Annotated in this window: 16 protein-coding genes and 2 pseudogenes; 8 read left to right on the top strand and 10 right to left on the bottom strand. The window is 33.0% G+C overall.

Annotation, left to right across the window (positions count from 1 at the left end):
* The 3 genes and pseudogenes from trpD to BSU00_RS03120 form a co-directional block, all read right to left on the bottom strand.
* Window positions 1-990: an anthranilate phosphoribosyltransferase gene (trpD, locus tag BSU00_RS03130; protein WP_105003080.1), complete on the bottom strand. Its 990-nt coding sequence runs from the start codon at window positions 988-990 to the stop codon at window positions 1-3.
* Between the two features lie 18 nt (window positions 991-1,008).
* A pseudogene (locus BSU00_RS03125) lies at window positions 1,009-1,604 on the bottom strand (aminodeoxychorismate/anthranilate synthase component II).
* 56 nt (window positions 1,605-1,660) lie between these two features.
* Complete coding sequence (locus tag BSU00_RS03120; protein WP_105003079.1) at window positions 1,661-3,052, bottom strand: anthranilate synthase component I family protein; 1,392 nt, start codon at window positions 3,050-3,052, stop codon at window positions 1,661-1,663.
* A gap of 400 nt (window positions 3,053-3,452) precedes the next feature.
* On the opposite strand from BSU00_RS03120, the gene asnB reads away from it, so the two are divergent.
* A complete protein-coding gene (gene asnB, locus BSU00_RS03115) occupies window positions 3,453-5,114 on the top strand; it encodes an asparagine synthase B (protein WP_105003078.1) in 1,662 nt (553 codons plus the stop codon).
* Between the two features lie 74 nt (window positions 5,115-5,188).
* Here asnB and BSU00_RS03110 read toward each other — a convergent pair whose 3' ends face one another.
* Window positions 5,189-5,902 carry a LytTR family DNA-binding domain-containing protein gene (locus BSU00_RS03110; protein WP_105003077.1) on the bottom strand — a complete coding sequence of 238 codons (714 nt, stop codon included), beginning with the start codon at window positions 5,900-5,902 and terminating at the stop codon, window positions 5,189-5,191.
* Window positions 5,887-6,927 (bottom strand): sensor histidine kinase, encoded by a 1,041-nt coding sequence (locus BSU00_RS03105; protein ID WP_105003076.1) that lies wholly within the window; start codon window positions 6,925-6,927, stop codon window positions 5,887-5,889. Before BSU00_RS03105 ends, BSU00_RS03110 begins: the two co-directional genes overlap by 16 nt.
* Before the next feature lie 214 nt (window positions 6,928-7,141).
* On the opposite strand from BSU00_RS03105, the gene BSU00_RS03100 reads away from it, so the two are divergent.
* Window positions 7,142-7,978: a DUF5694 domain-containing protein gene (locus tag BSU00_RS03100; protein ID WP_105003075.1), complete on the top strand. Its 837-nt coding sequence runs from the start codon at window positions 7,142-7,144 to the stop codon at window positions 7,976-7,978.
* A gap of 124 nt (window positions 7,979-8,102) precedes the next feature.
* On the opposite strand, the gene BSU00_RS03095 is transcribed toward BSU00_RS03100, so the two are convergent.
* Window positions 8,103-8,933: a prohibitin family protein gene (locus BSU00_RS03095; protein WP_105003074.1), complete on the bottom strand. Its 831-nt coding sequence runs from the start codon at window positions 8,931-8,933 to the stop codon at window positions 8,103-8,105.
* 214 nt (window positions 8,934-9,147) lie between these two features.
* Here BSU00_RS03095 and BSU00_RS03090 point away from each other — a divergent pair, with 214 nt between their 5' ends.
* Window positions 9,148-9,492, top strand: a complete 345-nt coding sequence (locus BSU00_RS03090; protein WP_105003073.1) for a hypothetical protein — start codon at window positions 9,148-9,150, stop codon at window positions 9,490-9,492.
* 88 nt (window positions 9,493-9,580) lie between these two features.
* Here the strand turns inward: BSU00_RS03090 and BSU00_RS03085 are convergent.
* From BSU00_RS03085 to BSU00_RS03070, 4 genes and pseudogenes are all read right to left on the bottom strand, one after another.
* Window positions 9,581-9,981: pseudogene (locus BSU00_RS03085) on the bottom strand (acyl-CoA thioesterase).
* 89 nt (window positions 9,982-10,070) lie between these two features.
* Complete coding sequence (locus tag BSU00_RS03080; protein WP_105003403.1) at window positions 10,071-10,253, bottom strand: CPXCG motif-containing cysteine-rich protein; 183 nt, start codon at window positions 10,251-10,253, stop codon at window positions 10,071-10,073.
* 307 nt (window positions 10,254-10,560) lie between these two features.
* Window positions 10,561-11,505, bottom strand: coding sequence for a hypothetical protein (locus tag BSU00_RS03075; RefSeq protein WP_105003072.1), 945 nt, complete (start codon window positions 11,503-11,505; stop codon window positions 10,561-10,563).
* Between the two features lie 239 nt (window positions 11,506-11,744).
* The gene (locus BSU00_RS03070) at window positions 11,745-12,275 is read right to left on the bottom strand and encodes a hypothetical protein (protein ID WP_146104780.1); all 531 of its coding nucleotides are present in this window, start codon (window positions 12,273-12,275) and stop codon (window positions 11,745-11,747) included.
* 304 nt (window positions 12,276-12,579) lie between these two features.
* On the opposite strand from BSU00_RS03070, the gene purB reads away from it, so the two are divergent.
* From purB to BSU00_RS03045, 5 genes are all read left to right on the top strand, one after another.
* Complete coding sequence (gene purB / locus BSU00_RS03065) at window positions 12,580-13,923, top strand: adenylosuccinate lyase (RefSeq protein ID WP_105003070.1); 1,344 nt, start codon at window positions 12,580-12,582, stop codon at window positions 13,921-13,923.
* Window positions 13,924-13,933: 10 nt separating this feature from the next.
* Window positions 13,934-14,359 (top strand): hypothetical protein, encoded by a 426-nt coding sequence (locus tag BSU00_RS03060; protein WP_105003069.1) that lies wholly within the window; start codon window positions 13,934-13,936, stop codon window positions 14,357-14,359.
* A 3-nt stretch (window positions 14,360-14,362) separates the two neighbouring features.
* On the top strand, window positions 14,363-15,136 hold the full coding sequence (locus tag BSU00_RS03055) for a TerC family protein (RefSeq protein WP_105003068.1): 774 nt from the start codon (window positions 14,363-14,365) through the stop codon (window positions 15,134-15,136).
* 63 nt (window positions 15,137-15,199) lie between these two features.
* Complete coding sequence (locus BSU00_RS03050; protein ID WP_105003067.1) at window positions 15,200-15,517, top strand: hypothetical protein; 318 nt, start codon at window positions 15,200-15,202, stop codon at window positions 15,515-15,517.
* A gap of 37 nt (window positions 15,518-15,554) precedes the next feature.
* The gene (locus BSU00_RS03045) at window positions 15,555-17,963 is read left to right on the top strand and encodes a TonB-dependent receptor domain-containing protein (protein ID WP_105003066.1); all 2,409 of its coding nucleotides are present in this window, start codon (window positions 15,555-15,557) and stop codon (window positions 17,961-17,963) included.
* Window positions 17,964-17,971 lie beyond the last annotated feature (8 nt).

The following is a 17,971-nucleotide window of genomic DNA, read 5'->3' as shown; positions in this document are numbered from 1 at the left end:
TTAATTAAGTATTAGCATATTTAAACATTCCTTTGCTTTCCCTCCTAACAGAGAATCTTTAGCTTTTGCAAAGGCATCCGAAAAGGACAGAGCATTATCCACAACCATTAGCGCATATGCTGCGTTTGTAAGCACCACATTGTTCTGTTCTTTAGTGCCGTCACCATGAATAATTTTAGAAAATATTTTTGCTGCCTCATCTACAGAATTACCGCCATAAATTGCATTTTGTTTTATTGTTTCCATTTGTAAATCTTCAGGAGATATCAATTGCTCCCCGTGTTTAGTGAACAGTTTGAAACTACTCGTAAGCGATATTTCGTCGTAGCCGTCTAAGGCATGTACTATGCCAAAATTTGAGTCTTCTTCCTCCAATATGTAATGGTATAATCGGGCAACTTCTAAATTAAAAGTTCCTAATAATTGATTTTTTGGCATACTAGGATTAACTAGTGGACCTAAGATATTGAAAAATGTTTTTAATTTTAAAGCCTTGCGAACCGGTCCTACTGCTTTCATTGCAGGGTGAAATTTGGGGGCATGTAGAAAACATATATTTGCTTTGTCTAACTGGGATTTAAGAATAGCAACATCGTTCGTGAATGAATAACCAAAACGCTCTAACATATCGGAAGAACCAGATGAAGAAGATACTGAATAATTACCGTGTTTAGTTACCTTTTGCCCGGTGCCTGCCACTACAAAGGATGTAAGTGTAGAGATATTAAACGTATCCTTTCCATCACCACCTGTTCCTACAATGTCGATAGCATTGAATTCCGATAAATCTACCTTTATAGCAAGTTCTAACAAAGCTTCCCTAAAACCTGACAACTCCTCTACAGTAATTGGGCGCATCATAAAAACAGTTAAAAATGAGGTTAATTCTGCTTCGTTATAACTGTTTTTTGCTATATTTATTAACAACAATTTGGACTCTGACCTACTCAATCTTTTGTGTTGGTATAATTTTTCTAATGTTTCTTTCATAAGATAAAAAGTATAATACTATTTCGCAGTTAGAAGTAATTTTTCGGCGTATTTGATAAAATTTTTTACAATTGTCTCTCCTACTTCAGTTAATATACTTTCCGGATGAAACTGAACTGCACTTATTGGAAAGTGTCGGTGTTCTATCGCCATTATTGCACCCGATTCGTCTACTGCTGTTATTTCCAAATCTTCCGGCAAATTTTTAGTCGTAGCAACCCAGGAATGATAACGTGCAGCAGGGAATGTAGTAGGAACATTATTAAATAGTACTGCATTTTTTTGGAGTACTCTCATATTTGTAGCTACCCCATGGAAAACCTCATTCATGTTTTCAATAGTACCTCCAAAACTTCGGTAATAGCTTGTAATCCCAAGCAAACGCCAAAAATCGGCAGTACTCCAGCATAGGTTCGGATTGCTTCTTTTAATATTCCCGCTTCTTCAGGAATACCAGGACCCGGAGAGAGAATTAAAGCATCATACTTACCGATATCTTGTAATGCTATTTCATCGTTTCGGTAAACATCAGGATATTTTCCGGTAATATTCTCTACCATGTGTACTAAATTATAAGTAAACGAATCATAATTATCTATAATTAATATGTCCATATCTATTTTATTTATTTCTTAACCTTTATTTTCTTAATAATTGTATTTCGCCGCACTTATAGTGTTTCCGCTAGAACCAAAGCTTTTTTTAAAGCAGCTAATTTATTGTTAACCTCTTGTAACTCATTTTCCTCATCCGAATGAATCACAATACCTGCTCCAGCCTGGTAATAAAGAACATTCTTTTTACTTACAAAGGAACGAATTGCAATTGCTAAATTAACCGAACCATCCAAACCAATAATGCCTACTGCGCCACCATAAAAACCTCTCGATTGATTCTCATAAGTGTCAATTAGTTGCATTGCTTTGTATTTAGGGGCTCCACTGAGTGTTCCTGCTGGAAAAGTATCTCCAACAACTTTAATTGGGTTACCGTGAATAGTACCTTGTACAGTAGAAACTAAATGAATTACATGGCTAAAATATTGTACCTCTTTAAACACTTCCACCCTTACATTCTCAGCGTGCTTACTTAAGTCATTTCTTGCTAAATCTACAAGCATAACATGTTCTGCAGTTTCTTTTTTATCCGCTGACAATTGTTTTCCAAGTTGTATATCTTTTGCCATATCTCCTGTTCTTCGAAATGTCCCCGCTATGGGATTGATGATGGCTTTACCACTGTTTATTTTAATTTGGGCTTCAGGAGAAGAACCCATTAGTTTAAAACTTCCGTAGTCGAAATAAAATAAATACGGAGAAGGATTTATAGAGCGAAGAGCCCTATACACATTAAATTCATCGCCTTTAAAACGCTGTTGGAACTGTCGTGATAAAACCAATTGAAATACATCACCACGCTTACAATGTGCTTTCGCCTTTGTAACATACTCCTTAAATTCATCGTTAGTGCAATTTGAGGTTTCTTCTTGTGAAAGTGAAAAACTTTGAGAATTAAAAACTTGTGATGCAATAACGGTTTCTATTTCTTCTATTCTTGAGGCGGTATTTTCTAAAATATTTTCCACAAGAGTTAATTCATCGTTAAAGTGATTTATAGCAATTATAAAACGATAGAAACTATATTGCATCATTGGTATCGCAGATGGTGCATCTTGTACTGTAAACTTTATATTTTCGAAGTACTGAACACTGTCATAAGTGGTATAGCCATATAAACCGTTAAATGATTTTATGGCAGATGGACAATCTAAAGTGATACTTCTACTAAAACTATTGAACAGCTCGTTAAAATTAGTTGTAATAGGCTGTTTGGTTGTCTCTTTTCCTTTAAAAAAAGTTGTAAAAACATCTTTGTCTGCCTTCATGGATACTACTGGTTCTATGCATATAAAAGAATAACTTTCTTCCTTACTGTGATAATCAGAACTTTCTAAAAGAAGCGTATTAGCATATGTATCTCTTAACCTGAGATATAATCCAACCGGAGTTACTTTATCAGCGAGTTGTTGTTTAAAAGTAGTGGTAAATTTAATGGTATTCATTTTTAGTTGTTTTATGAAAACAAAAAAGGCTTATCGTGAGATAAGCCTTTTAAATTTATATTTCAATAATAGAGGTATGCTCACTTAATTCATTTAAGAGAGTTCCACCACCATATGTTGTTTTGTTTTGTCATTTGATGAAGCAAATTTATAATAGATTTTTTATAAAAAAAACTTTTTTCAGCTAATTCTGAAAGAGATCTTTAAAAAAGTTAATTAAATCAGTAGTTCTAGTAGTTTATATAACAATATAAAACTAATATTGTTATTTTGATTTAAATATGAAATCAAATTTAATTAAATAGTTTAATAAAATAAACTTAATTACGTTGTTTGTAAAGCAATCGTAACTGAAGATTGATTTATTATTTAAAATTATAAAAATCAAATATAAAATATTATGTGTGGAATTGTATGCGCTTTTGACTTAAAAGAAAAATCAGAAATAATACGACCTCAATTATTAGAAATGGCTAAAAAAATTAGACATAGAGGTCCTGATTGGAGTGGGATTTATAGTGACAATAAAACAATAATGGCACACGAACGTCTGGCAATAGTAGATCCGACATCAGGGCAACAACCATTATTTAGTAAAGACCGAAGGTTTGTTCTTGCTGCAAATGGTGAGATATACAATCACAAAGAAATACGAGAAGAATTAAAAGAAAATCATGATTTCTTAACAAAATCAGACTGTGAGGTAATACTTGCTCTCTACAAAGAAAAAGGAGAACATTTTTTAGATGATTTAAATGGAATCTTCGGTTTTGCAGTTTATGACACAGCGACAGACGAGTATCTAATAGCTAGAGATCACATGGGAATAATTCCATTGTATATGGGATGGGATAAGCAAGGTACTTTTTATGTGGCCTCTGAACTAAAAGCATTAGAGGGGTTTTGTAACAAAATTGAAATATTTCCTCCAGGACATTATTACACTAGAGAAAATGGCTTGCAGAAATGGTACACAAGGGATTGGATGGAGTACGAGACGGTAAGAGAAAACCAAACCAACATAACTGAAATAAAAGATGCCTTGGAAGCAGCTGTACACCGACAGCTTATGAGCGATGTTCCTTACGGGGTATTATTATCGGGAGGACTAGACTCCTCTATTACCTCGGCAATAGCTAAAAAATATGCTGCTAAGCGTGTTGAATCTGGAGATAAAGATGAGGCTTGGTATCCCCAACTACATTCGTTTTCGGTAGGATTAGAAGGTTCACCAGATTTGGCGGCGGCAAAAAAAGTATCGGATCACATCGGTACAATTCACCACGAAATAACCTTCACCATTCAGGAGGGTTTAGATGCTATAAAAGATGTTATCTATAATTTAGAAACCTACGATATTACGACGATAAGAGCTTCAACTCCGATGTATTTAATGGCTAGGGTAATCAAATCTATGGGAATTAAAATGGTACTATCAGGTGAAGGAGCCGACGAAATATTTGGAGGGTATTTATACTTTCACAAAGCACCGAATGCAGAAGAATTTCATAAAGAAACCGTACGAAAATTAGATAAACTATATCAATATGACTGCCTGAGAGCTAATAAAAACCTCATGGCTTGGGGAATTGAAGGCCGTGTTCCTTTTTTGGACAAGGAGTTTATGGATGTTGCAATGCGTATTAACCCAAAAGACAAAATGATAAACGGGGAGCGCATGGAGAAATGGGTATTGCGGAAAGCCTTTGAGAGCTATTTACCAGAAAGTGTAGCTTGGCGACAAAAAGAACAATTTTCAGATGGTGTTGGTTACAGTTGGATAGACACCCTAAAAAAAGTAGTAAACGAGGCAGTTACAGACGAAATGATGACAAATGCAGTGCACCGCTTCCCAACACAAAAACCAAGAACAAAAGAAGAATATCATTATCGTACTATTTTTGAAGAACACTTCTCGAGTGATACAGCAGCACTTACCGTCCCATCGGTTCCTTCTGTTGCTTGCAGTAGCCCGACCGCTTTAGCTTGGGATGCTAGTTTTCAAAACATGAACGAACCTAGTGGAAGAGCAATTGCAGCCGTGCACGAAGATGCCTATTAATTATATCTTTATTTTAGTTAGTGAGTCCCCGAACATTAAAAGTGTTTGGGGTACTTTTTAAGTAATTTTAATTTTCAAAAGCTTTTCGCTTTTACATTTTCAAAAAAAGACTTTTTATAAGTATCTCCAATGGGTAAATTTGAACCGTTAATTGTAACGGATAGTGAATCCGTTTGCAGAACATGCTGTAAGGCCACTATATAAGATTTGTGAATCTGCACAAAATCATCGTTTAAAGAAGCAGCGATTCCTTTTAAGGTTCCGTAGGTAATTATTTGCTTGTCATTTAAATGTATTGCAACGTAATTTTTAATTCCCTCTAGATAGTATATATCCTTTATATAAACTCTTTCAAAATTATTTTTACCATCGGTTTTAATAAATAAAAATTCGGTAGAGCTTTGGTTTTCTATTTTTTTAGAAATGATGCTTCCTTTATATTTATTTACAGCTTGGTAAAAACGTTCGAATGAAAAAGGTTTTAATAGATAATCTACAGCATTTCTCTCATAACTCTCTGTCGCAAATTTTTCGAAAGCCGTCGTGAAAATAATATCTACTTTATCGGAAACAAGCTTGGCTAACTGCATGCCTGTTAAGTTAGGCATCTGCACATCCATAAATACTAGATCGATGTTTTCTTTTTCTATAATTTGCAATACTTCCAACGATTTTGTTGTTGTTTGCACAACTTGTAAAAAGTCTACTTTACTTGCGTATGCTTCTAATAGTCTTATTGCTGGAGGCTCATCGTCAACAATTACACATTTAATTACTCTTGAATCCATAGTGGTATTTTTAACATCACCTCAAAGATATTATTTTGAAAGTTAATCTCATAGACATATGATTTACCGTACAATAAATCTAGTTTTTTTACAATGGAATTTGTCCCAATTCCAGTATTGGTGTATTTTTCGGATGTATTAATTTTATTTTTAGTCGAAACAATTAAAAATTTATTTTCCGATGCAACAGAAATTTGAGCAGGAAAATCTTTATTAGTAATATCGCCGTGTTTAAAGACATTTTCTACAAAATGTAGTAAAACCATACTAGGAATGGCATACCCCTTTTTTTCACCGGTAAAATTATAAACCACATGTAAACTATCCTCATAGCGTTTTCGATAGAAGAAAATATAATCCTCTAAAAATTTGAGATCATCAGACAATGCAATATTTTCGTTTTGTGTTTCATAGGTTACAAATCGCAATAGTTCTGACAATCTTAAAATATCATCTGCTACTTTAGGAAGTTGATGCACTAATTCTACGTAAAATGCATTTAATGTATTAAAGAGAAAATGTGGTTCTAATTGTGCTTTTAACACCTGAAGCTCTGATGTTTTTTGTTGCAGTTTAAGTTCGTTAATGCGATCATTTTTACGAACAACATCCAATATGAAATATACTATAAATGCCATAAAAACAGCCTGAAATGCATAATATGCATTATCCAGAACGTAGGGCATAAATACTCTAGAGTCTTCTGCATAATTGTGCATTCCGGTAATATGAAACACAATTACTTCCTCTATTAAATAACGTAATACAGCAAAAGACACTACAGACAGCAGTAAATACACGCTGTATAGCCAATATTTAGCTCTTCCAATAGTTTGTGGAATAAAATATGTAAAATTTACCCAGTATATAAACGTATAAAGCGCCAAAAACAATAATAAAAAGCTTGCATAAGAGCCACTCAATATATTTTCTTTTACAATAAGAAGACTTCGCAGGGATGTAAAAATTATCCAAATTGCAAAAATTGCAATGTGGTATTTGGTGGTTTCGTGTTTTATTTTCATCGTATAAATAAACCAACAATGTACTAAAATTTAATGCGCTTTATACGTGTTGGATAAAATTTTATACCAAATCAAGATTTTACAAAACAAAAGTGTTGGTATTGCGAAATATACCATACGTTTTGTATGAATAACGGTATAAATAATCTTAAAAAACACCACGACAAACACCTGTAATTTTGTTGCAGAAATTAACACTAAAATTATTAAACCGATGAAAAATTTCATTATTACAGTAGTATCTATCGTAAGCATTTCCATTAATGCACAAACACTAAGTGATATTAAATTCAACAGTGCCGAAATCAAAAAGATTCCCGTTCTAAATTTTGCTACTTTTCACATGGGAAAAACATCCGATGCAAACAAAACCACTTTTGATGAATTCGATAAAAAAAATCAAAAAGAAGCCCAAGAGATTGCGAAACTACTTGCAGCGTTTAAGCCAACAGTAATTCTAATTGAGGATATTCCAGAAAACAATGAATTTAGACAAAAAGAATTGCAAGAATATTTAAAAAATCAATCGCTAAATTTCAAAAACATATCCGAAATTCACTTAATAGCATTCGAGGTTGCACGAATTACGGGAATTGAAAAAATTTTTGGAATAGACCACATTATGGGCTATGATTACAACAGTCAATTTCAAAAAATTAATGCAGAAAAAGATCCATTCATCATGCGTTATTTCCAACATGTGCATGCACAGCAAAGTAAGATGAAAAACTTCAACTTACTAGAACGATTAATCGTTACCAACACGAATGAGGCGCTAGATTTCATTTACAATATCAATGCAGATTTAATGACTTACGTAAAAGACGACCCAAATCTTAAAGGTGCAGAAACAGCAGCTAAAATGTATGAAAGAAATCTAAAGATCTTTCAGAACATCAACCAATTGAATCTCAACGAAAATGATAGAGTATTTATAATTTCAGGAAGTGCTCATGCTTCTTTCTTAAAAGATGTTATGCAGCGAAGTGTTAAATACAAATTGGTAAATACATTAGACTATTTAGACGTGGAAAATACATTAAAACTATAATAATTATCTACACACCTATGCTAGATAAATAAACGCAAGTTTATAACTAATTTCTAATACTTCTTTTTTACACAAAAAACTGCCCTAGGGCAGTTTTTTTTATCAGATTCTATTTAAAAAGCACTTATTGATTTCCTAGAATAATCGGCATACCACTTTTACCAGAACCTATAATAACAACTTTGCTATTACTAGATTCTGACAATCTGTTTGTTGCTTCAATTCCTTTATCTTGTAATATTTTGTCGGTTAAAGATGCGCTCAAAATACGGTTTGCATCCGCTTTCCCTTGGGCTTCAATTCGTTGACGATCTGCCTCTTTTTGTGCCTTTTCTATTCTGAACTGATATTCTAAAGATTCTTGCTCTTGCTTCAATTTACGCTCAATTGCATCTCTAATTGTATTTGGTAATTGCACGTCTTCAACTAAAACACGTTCAACAATAATGAATTGGTCCTTTAATTTTTCTTGTGCAGCCGCAAGAATTTCTTGCTCAATCACATCTCGTTTACTAGAATACAATTGCTCTGGTGTGTAACGACCTACTACACTTCTTGCTGCTCCATTGATGGCAGGGTCTAGGATATCAGAAATATAATTTGGTCCTTTAGTTTTAATCAGCATTCCGAGCTTATCATACTCTGGTTTAAACCATACAGTACCATCTACTTGAACTTCTAACCCATTTACAGAAAGAACGTTCATTTGATCGGAAATAGATTGTTGACGCACCTTTTGAACTATCATATCATTCCATGGAGCTACAATACGAAATCCCTCACCATAAGTTTTCTCGGTATTGATACCATCGCCAAAACGCTCGAATAGTACACCTGCCTCACCAGGACCAATAGTCACGGTTGACTTTGCAATAAATATTAACAATAAAACAACAATGGGAATTAATAAAACTCCTCCTTTTGGGATGTTTATTCCTACTTGATTTCTTGACATTTTTTTATATTTTTTCGTTTTATCAAATTTACAATATTATTACGTAAAATAAATACGATTGTAATTAACTTTAATAAAAAATAACCATCGTTTGGATATGCATAATAATAGTAGTTCAAATACTTTATGTTGAGCAAATAATACTTCAAACTACTTTAGATTTAAAACACAACAATAAAATATTTATATATTTGGTTTGTAAATAATAATAACTATGACAGACTTAAAATTAAATTTAAAAAAAATAGATCCCGTAAGATATGCTTTAATCATTGGTTTATTAATGGCCCTTATGACTTTTGTTATAATTACAATTGCAATGCTATTTGGTAGTTTATTTGGACCTATGTTACAGGCTACAGAGTCAGATACCTCCGGATTTGGAATGATATTGGGAGGTGGTTTTATAATGTTACTAATAGTTCCAGTGGTGTATTTTATATTTGGTTTTATATTTGGTTTTATCGCAACTACAGTATTGAACTTTATACTTAAAAAAACGGGGGGACTACCTTTACATTTCGAAAAAACCGAAATAACTACTTTGCAGAACCAATAAAATTAATAGTAGAGTAACGCAAAAAGAGGTTGTATTCTACAACCTCTTTTTGCGTTAAATACGTGTATACGATATAAACAAAATGGTATTAAAGATTACTCTCCTTCTCTAGCCTATCTTTAACATATTCTTTTTTTGTTTTACCGTGCTTTACAGGAGCGCCAGTTTCATCCAAACTAACCATAATAATTTTTTCAACATCTAAAATTTTATTGTGCGTGAGTTTGTTTCGAACACTACACGTTAATGTAATCGAGGTCTTTCCAAATTTAACAACATCAATTCCAATTTCTACAATATCCCCTTCTTTAGCTGAACTAACAAAATCAATTTCAGATATAAATTTAGTTACTGTTCTCGGAATTTCTAATTGTATAATTGCATAAATCGCTACCTCTTCGTCTATCCATTGTAACAATCTTCTCCGAATAAAGATCCGTTCGGGTTTAAATCTTCAGGCTTTACCCATTTTCGTGTTCTAAAGTTCATAGTGTCTAAAATTTTGTTGTATAAAAATATATTATTTACAACTAATAAATAAATTTTGTAATAAATAAAACCATAAGCATTATAGAGATTTATTGCTCTATATTTATCGCCGCAAAAGCTACCAATTCCCCTTGCTTAAAGCGCAAAGACAAACGAATTGGATTACAACAATTTTCACAATCTTCTATATAGTCTTGCAAGGATATACTTGTATCCAATAACATAGAAATATTTTGCCAACAATATGGACACTGAAAAAAATGTTCTAACATATATTTTAAATTTTCCCGTAATACTTTCGTAAAAACCACTCCAAAAAAACTAAGAATATTACAACTCCTAAAACCCATTTCCAGTCGATTAAATAACGCTTAGATATTTTGATTTTTTGGGTGGTAAAATAGCTTTTATCGTCTGCCAACTGTTTGATTAAGTCTTTGGTTTGATCTTTATAAAAGAGAGCGCCTCCGGAATTTTGTGCTAACTTCTCTAATTTTTGTCGGTTGGCATTGGTGAATTGCTCTTCAATTTTAAATGGGGTAACTTTTAACTTCCCATATTTGGATACAGATTGCCCCTCTACTTGAACTTCATAATTATATTCTCCGGGAAAAAGCCTTCCAATGTAACTTGGTACGAGTTTTCCACCAAAGAAAACGGCAGCAGTTTTCTTTCTTTAGTACTGCTATTTTGCAATTTTAATTGCAACGAAGCTCGAGGATCAAAAAGATAGTTTTCATCGAGGTAAAGTGCAGTGAAATCAATAGAGGTATTTGCAGCATAAATATTTCCAACCTTAACCTCTAATCGGTTTCTTTTTTTATTAGAGGAAAGGTACTGTGTAAGGGATCCCATAAAGGTATCAAAAGCTTCAAAAGATTGCTTATTTTCATACGAAGCCGCACGCCATCTCCAAATACCCTCTCCAAATAGAAACATGATTTTTTGATCATTTTCTCCTACCGCACCAAGTAATGGTTGCGCTGTTTCAATTCCGCCAACAGATTGATAAAGTAACGTTTGAAACGTTTTATTTGTGGTAATTTTACCAAATTTATCTTGTAAAGGTGGAAATTTATTAAACCCAATATCCGTTTGAAAAAAAGTAACAAATTCCGGATTGTAAAGCGCGGTATAATTCTCCGTTTTACGGATGAAGTTTTTAGTTACTCCTGTGGGCAGAGAATTTATAAAGTTCCAATCTGTTTTGGTTCCAGTTACAATTAAATAGTTTGAAGCAACTTTTTCCATGGTCTCACGAAATAAGGCAGTAGGCTGATAGAAAATATAAAATTGGTAATTTTCCAATTGTAAGGATCTGTCACTGCTTAGTTTTATAGTAACTTTTCTTTGTTTGTTGGTTTCTATAGCTCTTTTAATAGCCCCTAAATCAGGATGCATCACCGAACTAAAAAGTAATACTTTTGTTTGTTCATCTATAACGTCTACAGAAAAGTTTTTACTATTGTTTTTGGTATTCTTCTCGTTAGACAATGACTGAATTGAAGCCTTGTAATATTGCATACCTTTCTCCTCTGATGTACAATAAAAAGTAATATTTTGATAGGGATTCTTGGGGGAAAAGGAAATTTCCTTGGAGTAAATCCTCTTTCCTTTGTGCGTAACTGATAAAGTTTTGACGATATTTTTATCGCCCTCGTAAAACAGAAATACCTCTACCGGAAACTTATTTTTGAGATAGCTGTACTTATTAACATTTAAGGTGCTAATTTTTATATCCGAGTATACTGTCGTATCTCCTGTTACAACAGGAAAAATTTTATTTTCTGAAGAAAAAATTCGTAATCATTCCCAGAGGTTTGGTTTCCATCGGTGATTAATACCGTTGCTAAATTTTGATTTTTGTACAAGGTAGTAACATTTTGCAATGCTTTATAAATATCTGTTTTATCTTCGGAAAATGTTAAGGTATCCAATATATTTAAATCCTCACCGAAAGTGTAAGTAGCGATATCAAATTTTTGCTTTAAAGCAGTATTACTTTCAATAAGATTGAGTTTAGACAAGACATTAGACTCCTCTTTAAAATAGGTTAAAGATGCTGAATTGTCTACCAATACTGCCAGCTTAGGCTTTGTGTTTAGCTTGGTATGGGCAGGAATTGCTGGGTTTATTAATAGTAAAAACAACAAGAAAAGACTACAGGCTTTCAACACAAATAAAAGTGGAAGTATTTTTAGTTTGGTAGTTTTTTTAAAGTAATATTGGAAATAAGCAAGAGCTATACTACCAAGTAGGGCGAAAAATATTAGAATGTATATGGATGTTTGCACAAATAAAATTTAGATATGTGAAGATAAAAATAACTCCTAATAAAAAACCTGTATTCTGGTAATAATTTTATTTACTCTTACAGTGCTCTAAAAATTTTCAACATAATACATACGTAACATATAAAACACTAATTTTATTGCGATAGGATGAAGTTACTAGGAAAACAGCATTAGATATATTCAACAAAGCTATGGCTTTAATAGAAAATGAAATAAACCAATTATCTTTTAAAAAAATCCTTTTGATGGTGATGCATATCTACCATAGAATTTTTACTTTTGCTGCTGAACACAACCCAAAAACATGAACTTGACGTCACTAAACGCCATCTCTCCTATCGACGGAAGATATCGTAATAAAGTAAAAAATTTAACTAATTATTTTTCAGAGGAAGCTTTAATAAAGTATAGAGTAAAAATTGAAATCGAGTATTTCATTGCGCTTTGCGAAATACCTTTACCACAACTATCGTCTTTCGACAATTCTTTATTTGATGCGCTTCGATTAATTTATAAAAATTTCACTGCAGAAGATGCGCAAAAAATCAAAGACATCGAAAAAGTTACTAATCACGATGTAAAAGCAGTAGAATATTTTATTAAAGAGAAATTTGACAGTCTCGATTTACAAGAGTTCAAAGAATTTATTCATTTTGGATTAACATCCCAAGATATTAACAACACTGCCATACCGCTTTCCATTAAAGATGCAATGGAAGAGGTTTACTACCCAACTTTAGATACTTTGGTATGTAAATTAGCCGATTTATCAGAAGAATGGGAAACTATTCCAATGCTTGCGAGAACACACGGGCAACCCGCATCCCCTACCCGTCTGGGAAAAGAATTTTTTGTTTTTGTGGAACGAATAAACAATCAAGTTATTCATATACAGCACACACCGCATGCTGCAAAATTTGGAGGTGCAACTGGGAATTTTAATGCGCACAAAGTAGCTTATCCAGATATCGACTGGAAAAATTTCGGAACTAATTTTGTTGAAAATATTTTAGGACTTCACCACTCATTTCCAACGACACAAATTGAACATTACGACCATATGGCTGCTTTGTTTGATGGTATGAAGCGAATTAACACGATTTTAATTGATTTGGATAGAGATATCTGGACGTATGTATCGAATGATTACTTTAAGCAGAAAATAAAAAAGGGAGAAGTTGGTTCCTCTGCAATGCCACATAAAGTTAATCCTATTGATTTTGAAAACTCGGAGGGTAATTTAGGCTTAGCTAACGCTATATTTGAACACTTATCTTCGAAATTACCTGTATCTCGCTTACAGCGTGATTTAACAGACAGTACGGTATTGCGAAATATTGGAGTACCTTTCGGACACACTTTAATTGCATTTGCTGCTACCTTAAAAGGTTTAAACAAGTTATTATTAAATGAAGAACAATTTGCTCAAGACCTTGAAAATAACTGGGCTGTTGTTGCAGAAGCAATTCAAACTATATTGCGTAGGGAAGCATATCCGAACCCATATGAAGCCTTAAAGGGTTTAACGAGAACCAATACTAAAATCAACCAAGACGCAATAAGTAATTTTATCGACACGCTGGAAGTGTCTTCTGCGATTAAAGAAGAACTAAAGACAATAACGCCATCCAATTACACCGGAATTTAACCCTACTATTATGTTTAGAAATTCATGCACCATCGTTTTACTCCTTTGCTTAGCTTTTGTTTCATGCGAACCAGAAGTAAAAGGAAATCCGGACCGTTTTAAAACAGGACAATTCGAAATTCCAGCAGGAGAATCTTTCGGTAAAACCTACATCCAAAGAATAGATAGCCTTCAGATTGAATCGTATTCTAAAAAAGTTAGTGCAACAATGGATTCTGTATTAGTAGAAAAAGAAGTACAACAAATAGACACGTTGTATATTAAATGGAAAAATAATTTTGCATATTCCTTGCGAATGAAAAATCCAAAAACAGAATTGGATAAAGATCCTATTTTTGTACAGATAACCAAAGTAACAGATAGTTCGTATGAATTTACTGCAAAAATTGGTTATTCCAATTTTAAAAACAAAGGAATTGTTTACAAAGTAAAATAAACCATGGAAATATTTTTACAAGCCGACACTTGGGGGGCATTGATAACGTTAACGTTTTTAGAAATCGTTTTAGGTATAGACAACATTATATTTATATCTATTGCAGCAAATAAGCTACCGGAAAGCGAACAAAAGAAAGCTACCAATATTGGTTTATTTTTAGCAATGCTATTAAGAATTCTACTGCTTTTTGGAATTTCCTTATTAATTGCCATGAATGCTCCTTTTTTCGAGATAAATCTTTCCTGGTTTAAGGCCGGTTTTACTGGGCAGAGCCTCATCTTATTTTTAGGGGGCTTGTTTTTATTATATAAAAGCACCAAAGAGATACACCATAAAGTAGAAGGTATAGAAGAGCATGAAAATGACGAAAAAGGGAAGAAAAAGCATACGATAAGTCAGGCAGTCTTGCAAATAACACTAATAAATATTGTTTTTTCTTTTGACTCCATATTAACCGCTGTAGGTATGACAAATGGTGTTGAGGGAGCAATGATCATTATGGTAGTATCCGTAATACTATCGATGATTATCATGATGTTATTCGCAAATCCGGTTGGAAAATTTGTCAATAAACACCCTACCATACAAATGTTAGGATTATCTTTCCTAATTTTAATTGGTTTTATGTTGATTGCTGAAGCGGCGCATTTATCGCATGCAAGTTTATTTGGAGAGACCATTGGAACGATTCCAAAGGGTTATCTTTATTTTGCGATTGCATTTTCACTTGTGGTAGAAATGCTCAACATGAAAATGCGTGGGAATAAAAAATAAATTCTTTTTTTAAATTTTTATATAGAGAACTTTCCTATAATTTTTTTTACATTTGTGGTTGTGTTGAATTTTAAAAAACATATCACTTTACTTTTTTTGTTGGTGCTTTTTATCCCCGCTACCATTCAAACATTGCATGCGTTTGAAAATCACTCGCATTCGGTTTGTATGGAGGATTCGGAAGAGCAACACTTTCACGAGCAAGAGGTAGATTGTTGTTTACCTAACTTTCAATTTCAACCACATTCCTTTGCGGTAAGACACAACTTTTTAGAGCCAACAATTTTAATTTCTGAAAAAGAAATTGCATACACAGAAAGTATTCTAAACAAATTCGTCACAAACTACAAAACTTCACGAGCTCCACCAATTGTAATATAAGAACCTTATAATTCATAATTACAATTAGAATCTTAGAATGAAATCAAAAAATATTGTTCAGTTACTTTTGTTTTTATTGTGTTCAATCGCATCCACAAAAGGCCAAAACTGTACACATATATTTTCAGGTAAAATAGAAGATTTTCACGATAAATCTCCAATAGTAGGTGCTACTATTTTGATCAATAGTCAAAATAAATTTACCACCTCTGATGTTGAAGGAAAATTTATAATAGAAAATATATGTTCTGGTAAAGTTAGTATCGAAATTTCTCACGTTGCTTGTGAAACAAAAATTATAGAAGTAGATGTTACGAAAAACATGTATAAAATAATTGATTTAGAGCACCACGTTGAAGAATTAAACGAAGTCAGTGTAAAAGCTAATTTGAATAAAAAGACACAAACAGCCCAAGAAACTTTACTAAAAACAGATATAATTGAAAAATATACCAGTGCCAGTTTAGGAGATGCCTTAAAAGATATTTCGGGTGTTTCTTCGCTTAACACTGGAAATACAATAGTGAAACCAGTAATAAATGGTATGCATAGTAGCAGAGTACTTATTTCGTTTAATAATGTTAGGCTTCATGACCAAGAATGGGGAATTGAACATGCGCCAAATATTGACATCAATGCCGCTACATCAATTTCAGTGATTAAAGGAGCCAATGCCCTACAATACGGAGGAGATGCCATTGGAGGTGTTGTTATTATCAATCCGGATAGATCTATCAAATCGGATACGCTGTACGGTAAGACAATTATCTCACAACAAGACAATGGAAATCTATTCTCAGCCACATCCAGCTTACACGCAGTTTTTAAATCACCGTGGTATATAGATGGTCAAGCTTCGTACAAAAGAGCAGGTGACTTTAATGCAGCCAATTACAACTTAACAAATACTGGTATTAACTCAAGATCTTTTACAATTGGTACTGGTTTTAAAAGATTCGATAAAGGATTTGAATTATTTTATAGCAACTTATACAACGAATTAGGAATTTTAAGTGCTTCACACATCGGTAATGTGGTAGATTTGGTTAATGCAATTAATAGCGACATTCCATTTATAGCAGAAGACTTTAGCTACGACATTAACAATCCTAAACAAAAAGTAACACATCAACTTTTCAAAGCAAACGCATTTCAGCGATATAAAGGATTTGGTAAAGTTACCTTACAATACGACTACCAAAATAACCGCCGTTTAGAATTTGATAAACGAAGGGGAGAAAATAAAAATTTACAAGCCGTTGATTTAGCCTTAAAAACCCATACCTTAAAGGGAGATGTAATTTTGGATGCTAAAACTACAAATACCTATAAATTTGGTTTTAGCGCAGGTTATCAAAATAACTTTTCTGATCCTGTAACCAAAGTAAGGCGTTTAATTCCAGATTACGATAGAGTTACTTTTGGCGCCTACGCTGTTGGTAATTTTAAATTTAATGATTTTATCATTGAAGCTGGATTGCGCTATGATATGGATTATACGAACGCTAAAAAATTCTATTTAAAATCCCGTTGGGATGCACAAGGATATGCAGAAGATTTTTCAGATATTGTCATTGATGATGACGTAAGTGGTTCTCAAATTCTAACAAATCCTATATTTACCTTTCACAATATTTCAGCTTCTGTAGGTACAACCTATATGCTCAATACAAATAATTCATTTATTGTTAATTATGGTTTAGCGAATAGGGCACCAAATGCTGCAGAATTATTTAGCGACGGTTTACACCATTCTGCTGCCAGATTTGAAATCGGAGACTTACGATTGAATCCTGAAACTGCAAACAGGGTGGGTATTTCTTATTTACTAGAAAAAAGTAAATTCGATGCGGCAATAGAGGTATTTTACAATTATGTAAGTGATTACATCTATTTAGAACCCTCCGGAATCGAAACCACCATTCGAGGTTCATTTCCAGTATGGAAATACAAGCAAATTAACGCCCAATTATTTGGTATAGATACCAACCTTACCTATGCTTTCAACGGCAATATATCGTTTGGTAACAAAATGGCCTATATCAACGGTCGTGATCTTAGTGAAAAAAGAGCTTTAATCGATGTGCCCCCTTTTAAAACTGTTAGTAACATAAAGTATGCTAAAGAAAATTGGAACAACTTTTATGTAGCTATAGAGCACGAATATAATGCACGCCAAAATAATTATCCGGATAACAATTTTGATACCTTTATTCCAACCACAGGAGAATACGAAACAGTAGACATTAGCACCCCTCCTGGGGCCTACCATTTATTGCACTTTAATACCGGTGTACAATTTAGTTTATCAGAAACGAGTTTGGCATTAAACCTTTTCATACGCAACTTGTCTAATACAGCATATCGCAACTACATGAACCAGCAGCGGTTTTATGCGGATGATTTAGGAAGAAGCATACAAATACAATTAAAAATTAATTATTAAAATAAACA

Source organism: Tenacibaculum sp. SG-28 (assembly GCF_002954385.1).
GTDB lineage: Bacteria > Bacteroidota > Bacteroidia > Flavobacteriales > Flavobacteriaceae > Polaribacter.
This window is presented reverse-complemented; position numbering and strand designations above follow the sequence as displayed.

Coding starts and splice junctions, on each gene's coding strand:
- trpD (WP_105003080.1), bottom strand. CDS start 990: ATGAAAGAAACATTAGAAAAATTATACCAACACAAAAGATTGAGTAGG.
- BSU00_RS03120 (WP_105003079.1), bottom strand. CDS start 3,052: ATGAATACCATTAAATTTACCACTACTTTTAAACAACAACTCGCTGAT.
- asnB (WP_105003078.1), top strand. CDS start 3,453: ATGTGTGGAATTGTATGCGCTTTTGACTTAAAAGAAAAATCAGAAATA.
- BSU00_RS03110 (WP_105003077.1), bottom strand. CDS start 5,902: ATGGATTCAAGAGTAATTAAATGTGTAATTGTTGACGATGAGCCTCCA.
- BSU00_RS03105 (WP_105003076.1), bottom strand. CDS start 6,927: ATGAAAATAAAACACGAAACCACCAAATACCACATTGCAATTTTTGCA.
- BSU00_RS03100 (WP_105003075.1), top strand. CDS start 7,142: ATGAAAAATTTCATTATTACAGTAGTATCTATCGTAAGCATTTCCATT.
- BSU00_RS03095 (WP_105003074.1), bottom strand. CDS start 8,933: ATGTCAAGAAATCAAGTAGGAATAAACATCCCAAAAGGAGGAGTTTTA.
- BSU00_RS03090 (WP_105003073.1), top strand. CDS start 9,148: ATGACAGACTTAAAATTAAATTTAAAAAAAATAGATCCCGTAAGATAT.
- BSU00_RS03080 (WP_105003403.1), bottom strand. CDS start 10,253: ATGTTAGAACATTTTTTTCAGTGTCCATATTGTTGGCAAAATATTTCT.
- BSU00_RS03075 (WP_105003072.1), bottom strand. CDS start 11,505: ATGCAATATTACAAGGCTTCAATTCAGTCATTGTCTAACGAGAAGAAT.
- purB (WP_105003070.1), top strand. CDS start 12,580: ATGAACTTGACGTCACTAAACGCCATCTCTCCTATCGACGGAAGATAT.
- BSU00_RS03060 (WP_105003069.1), top strand. CDS start 13,934: ATGTTTAGAAATTCATGCACCATCGTTTTACTCCTTTGCTTAGCTTTT.
- BSU00_RS03055 (WP_105003068.1), top strand. CDS start 14,363: ATGGAAATATTTTTACAAGCCGACACTTGGGGGGCATTGATAACGTTA.
- BSU00_RS03045 (WP_105003066.1), top strand. CDS start 15,555: ATGAAATCAAAAAATATTGTTCAGTTACTTTTGTTTTTATTGTGTTCA.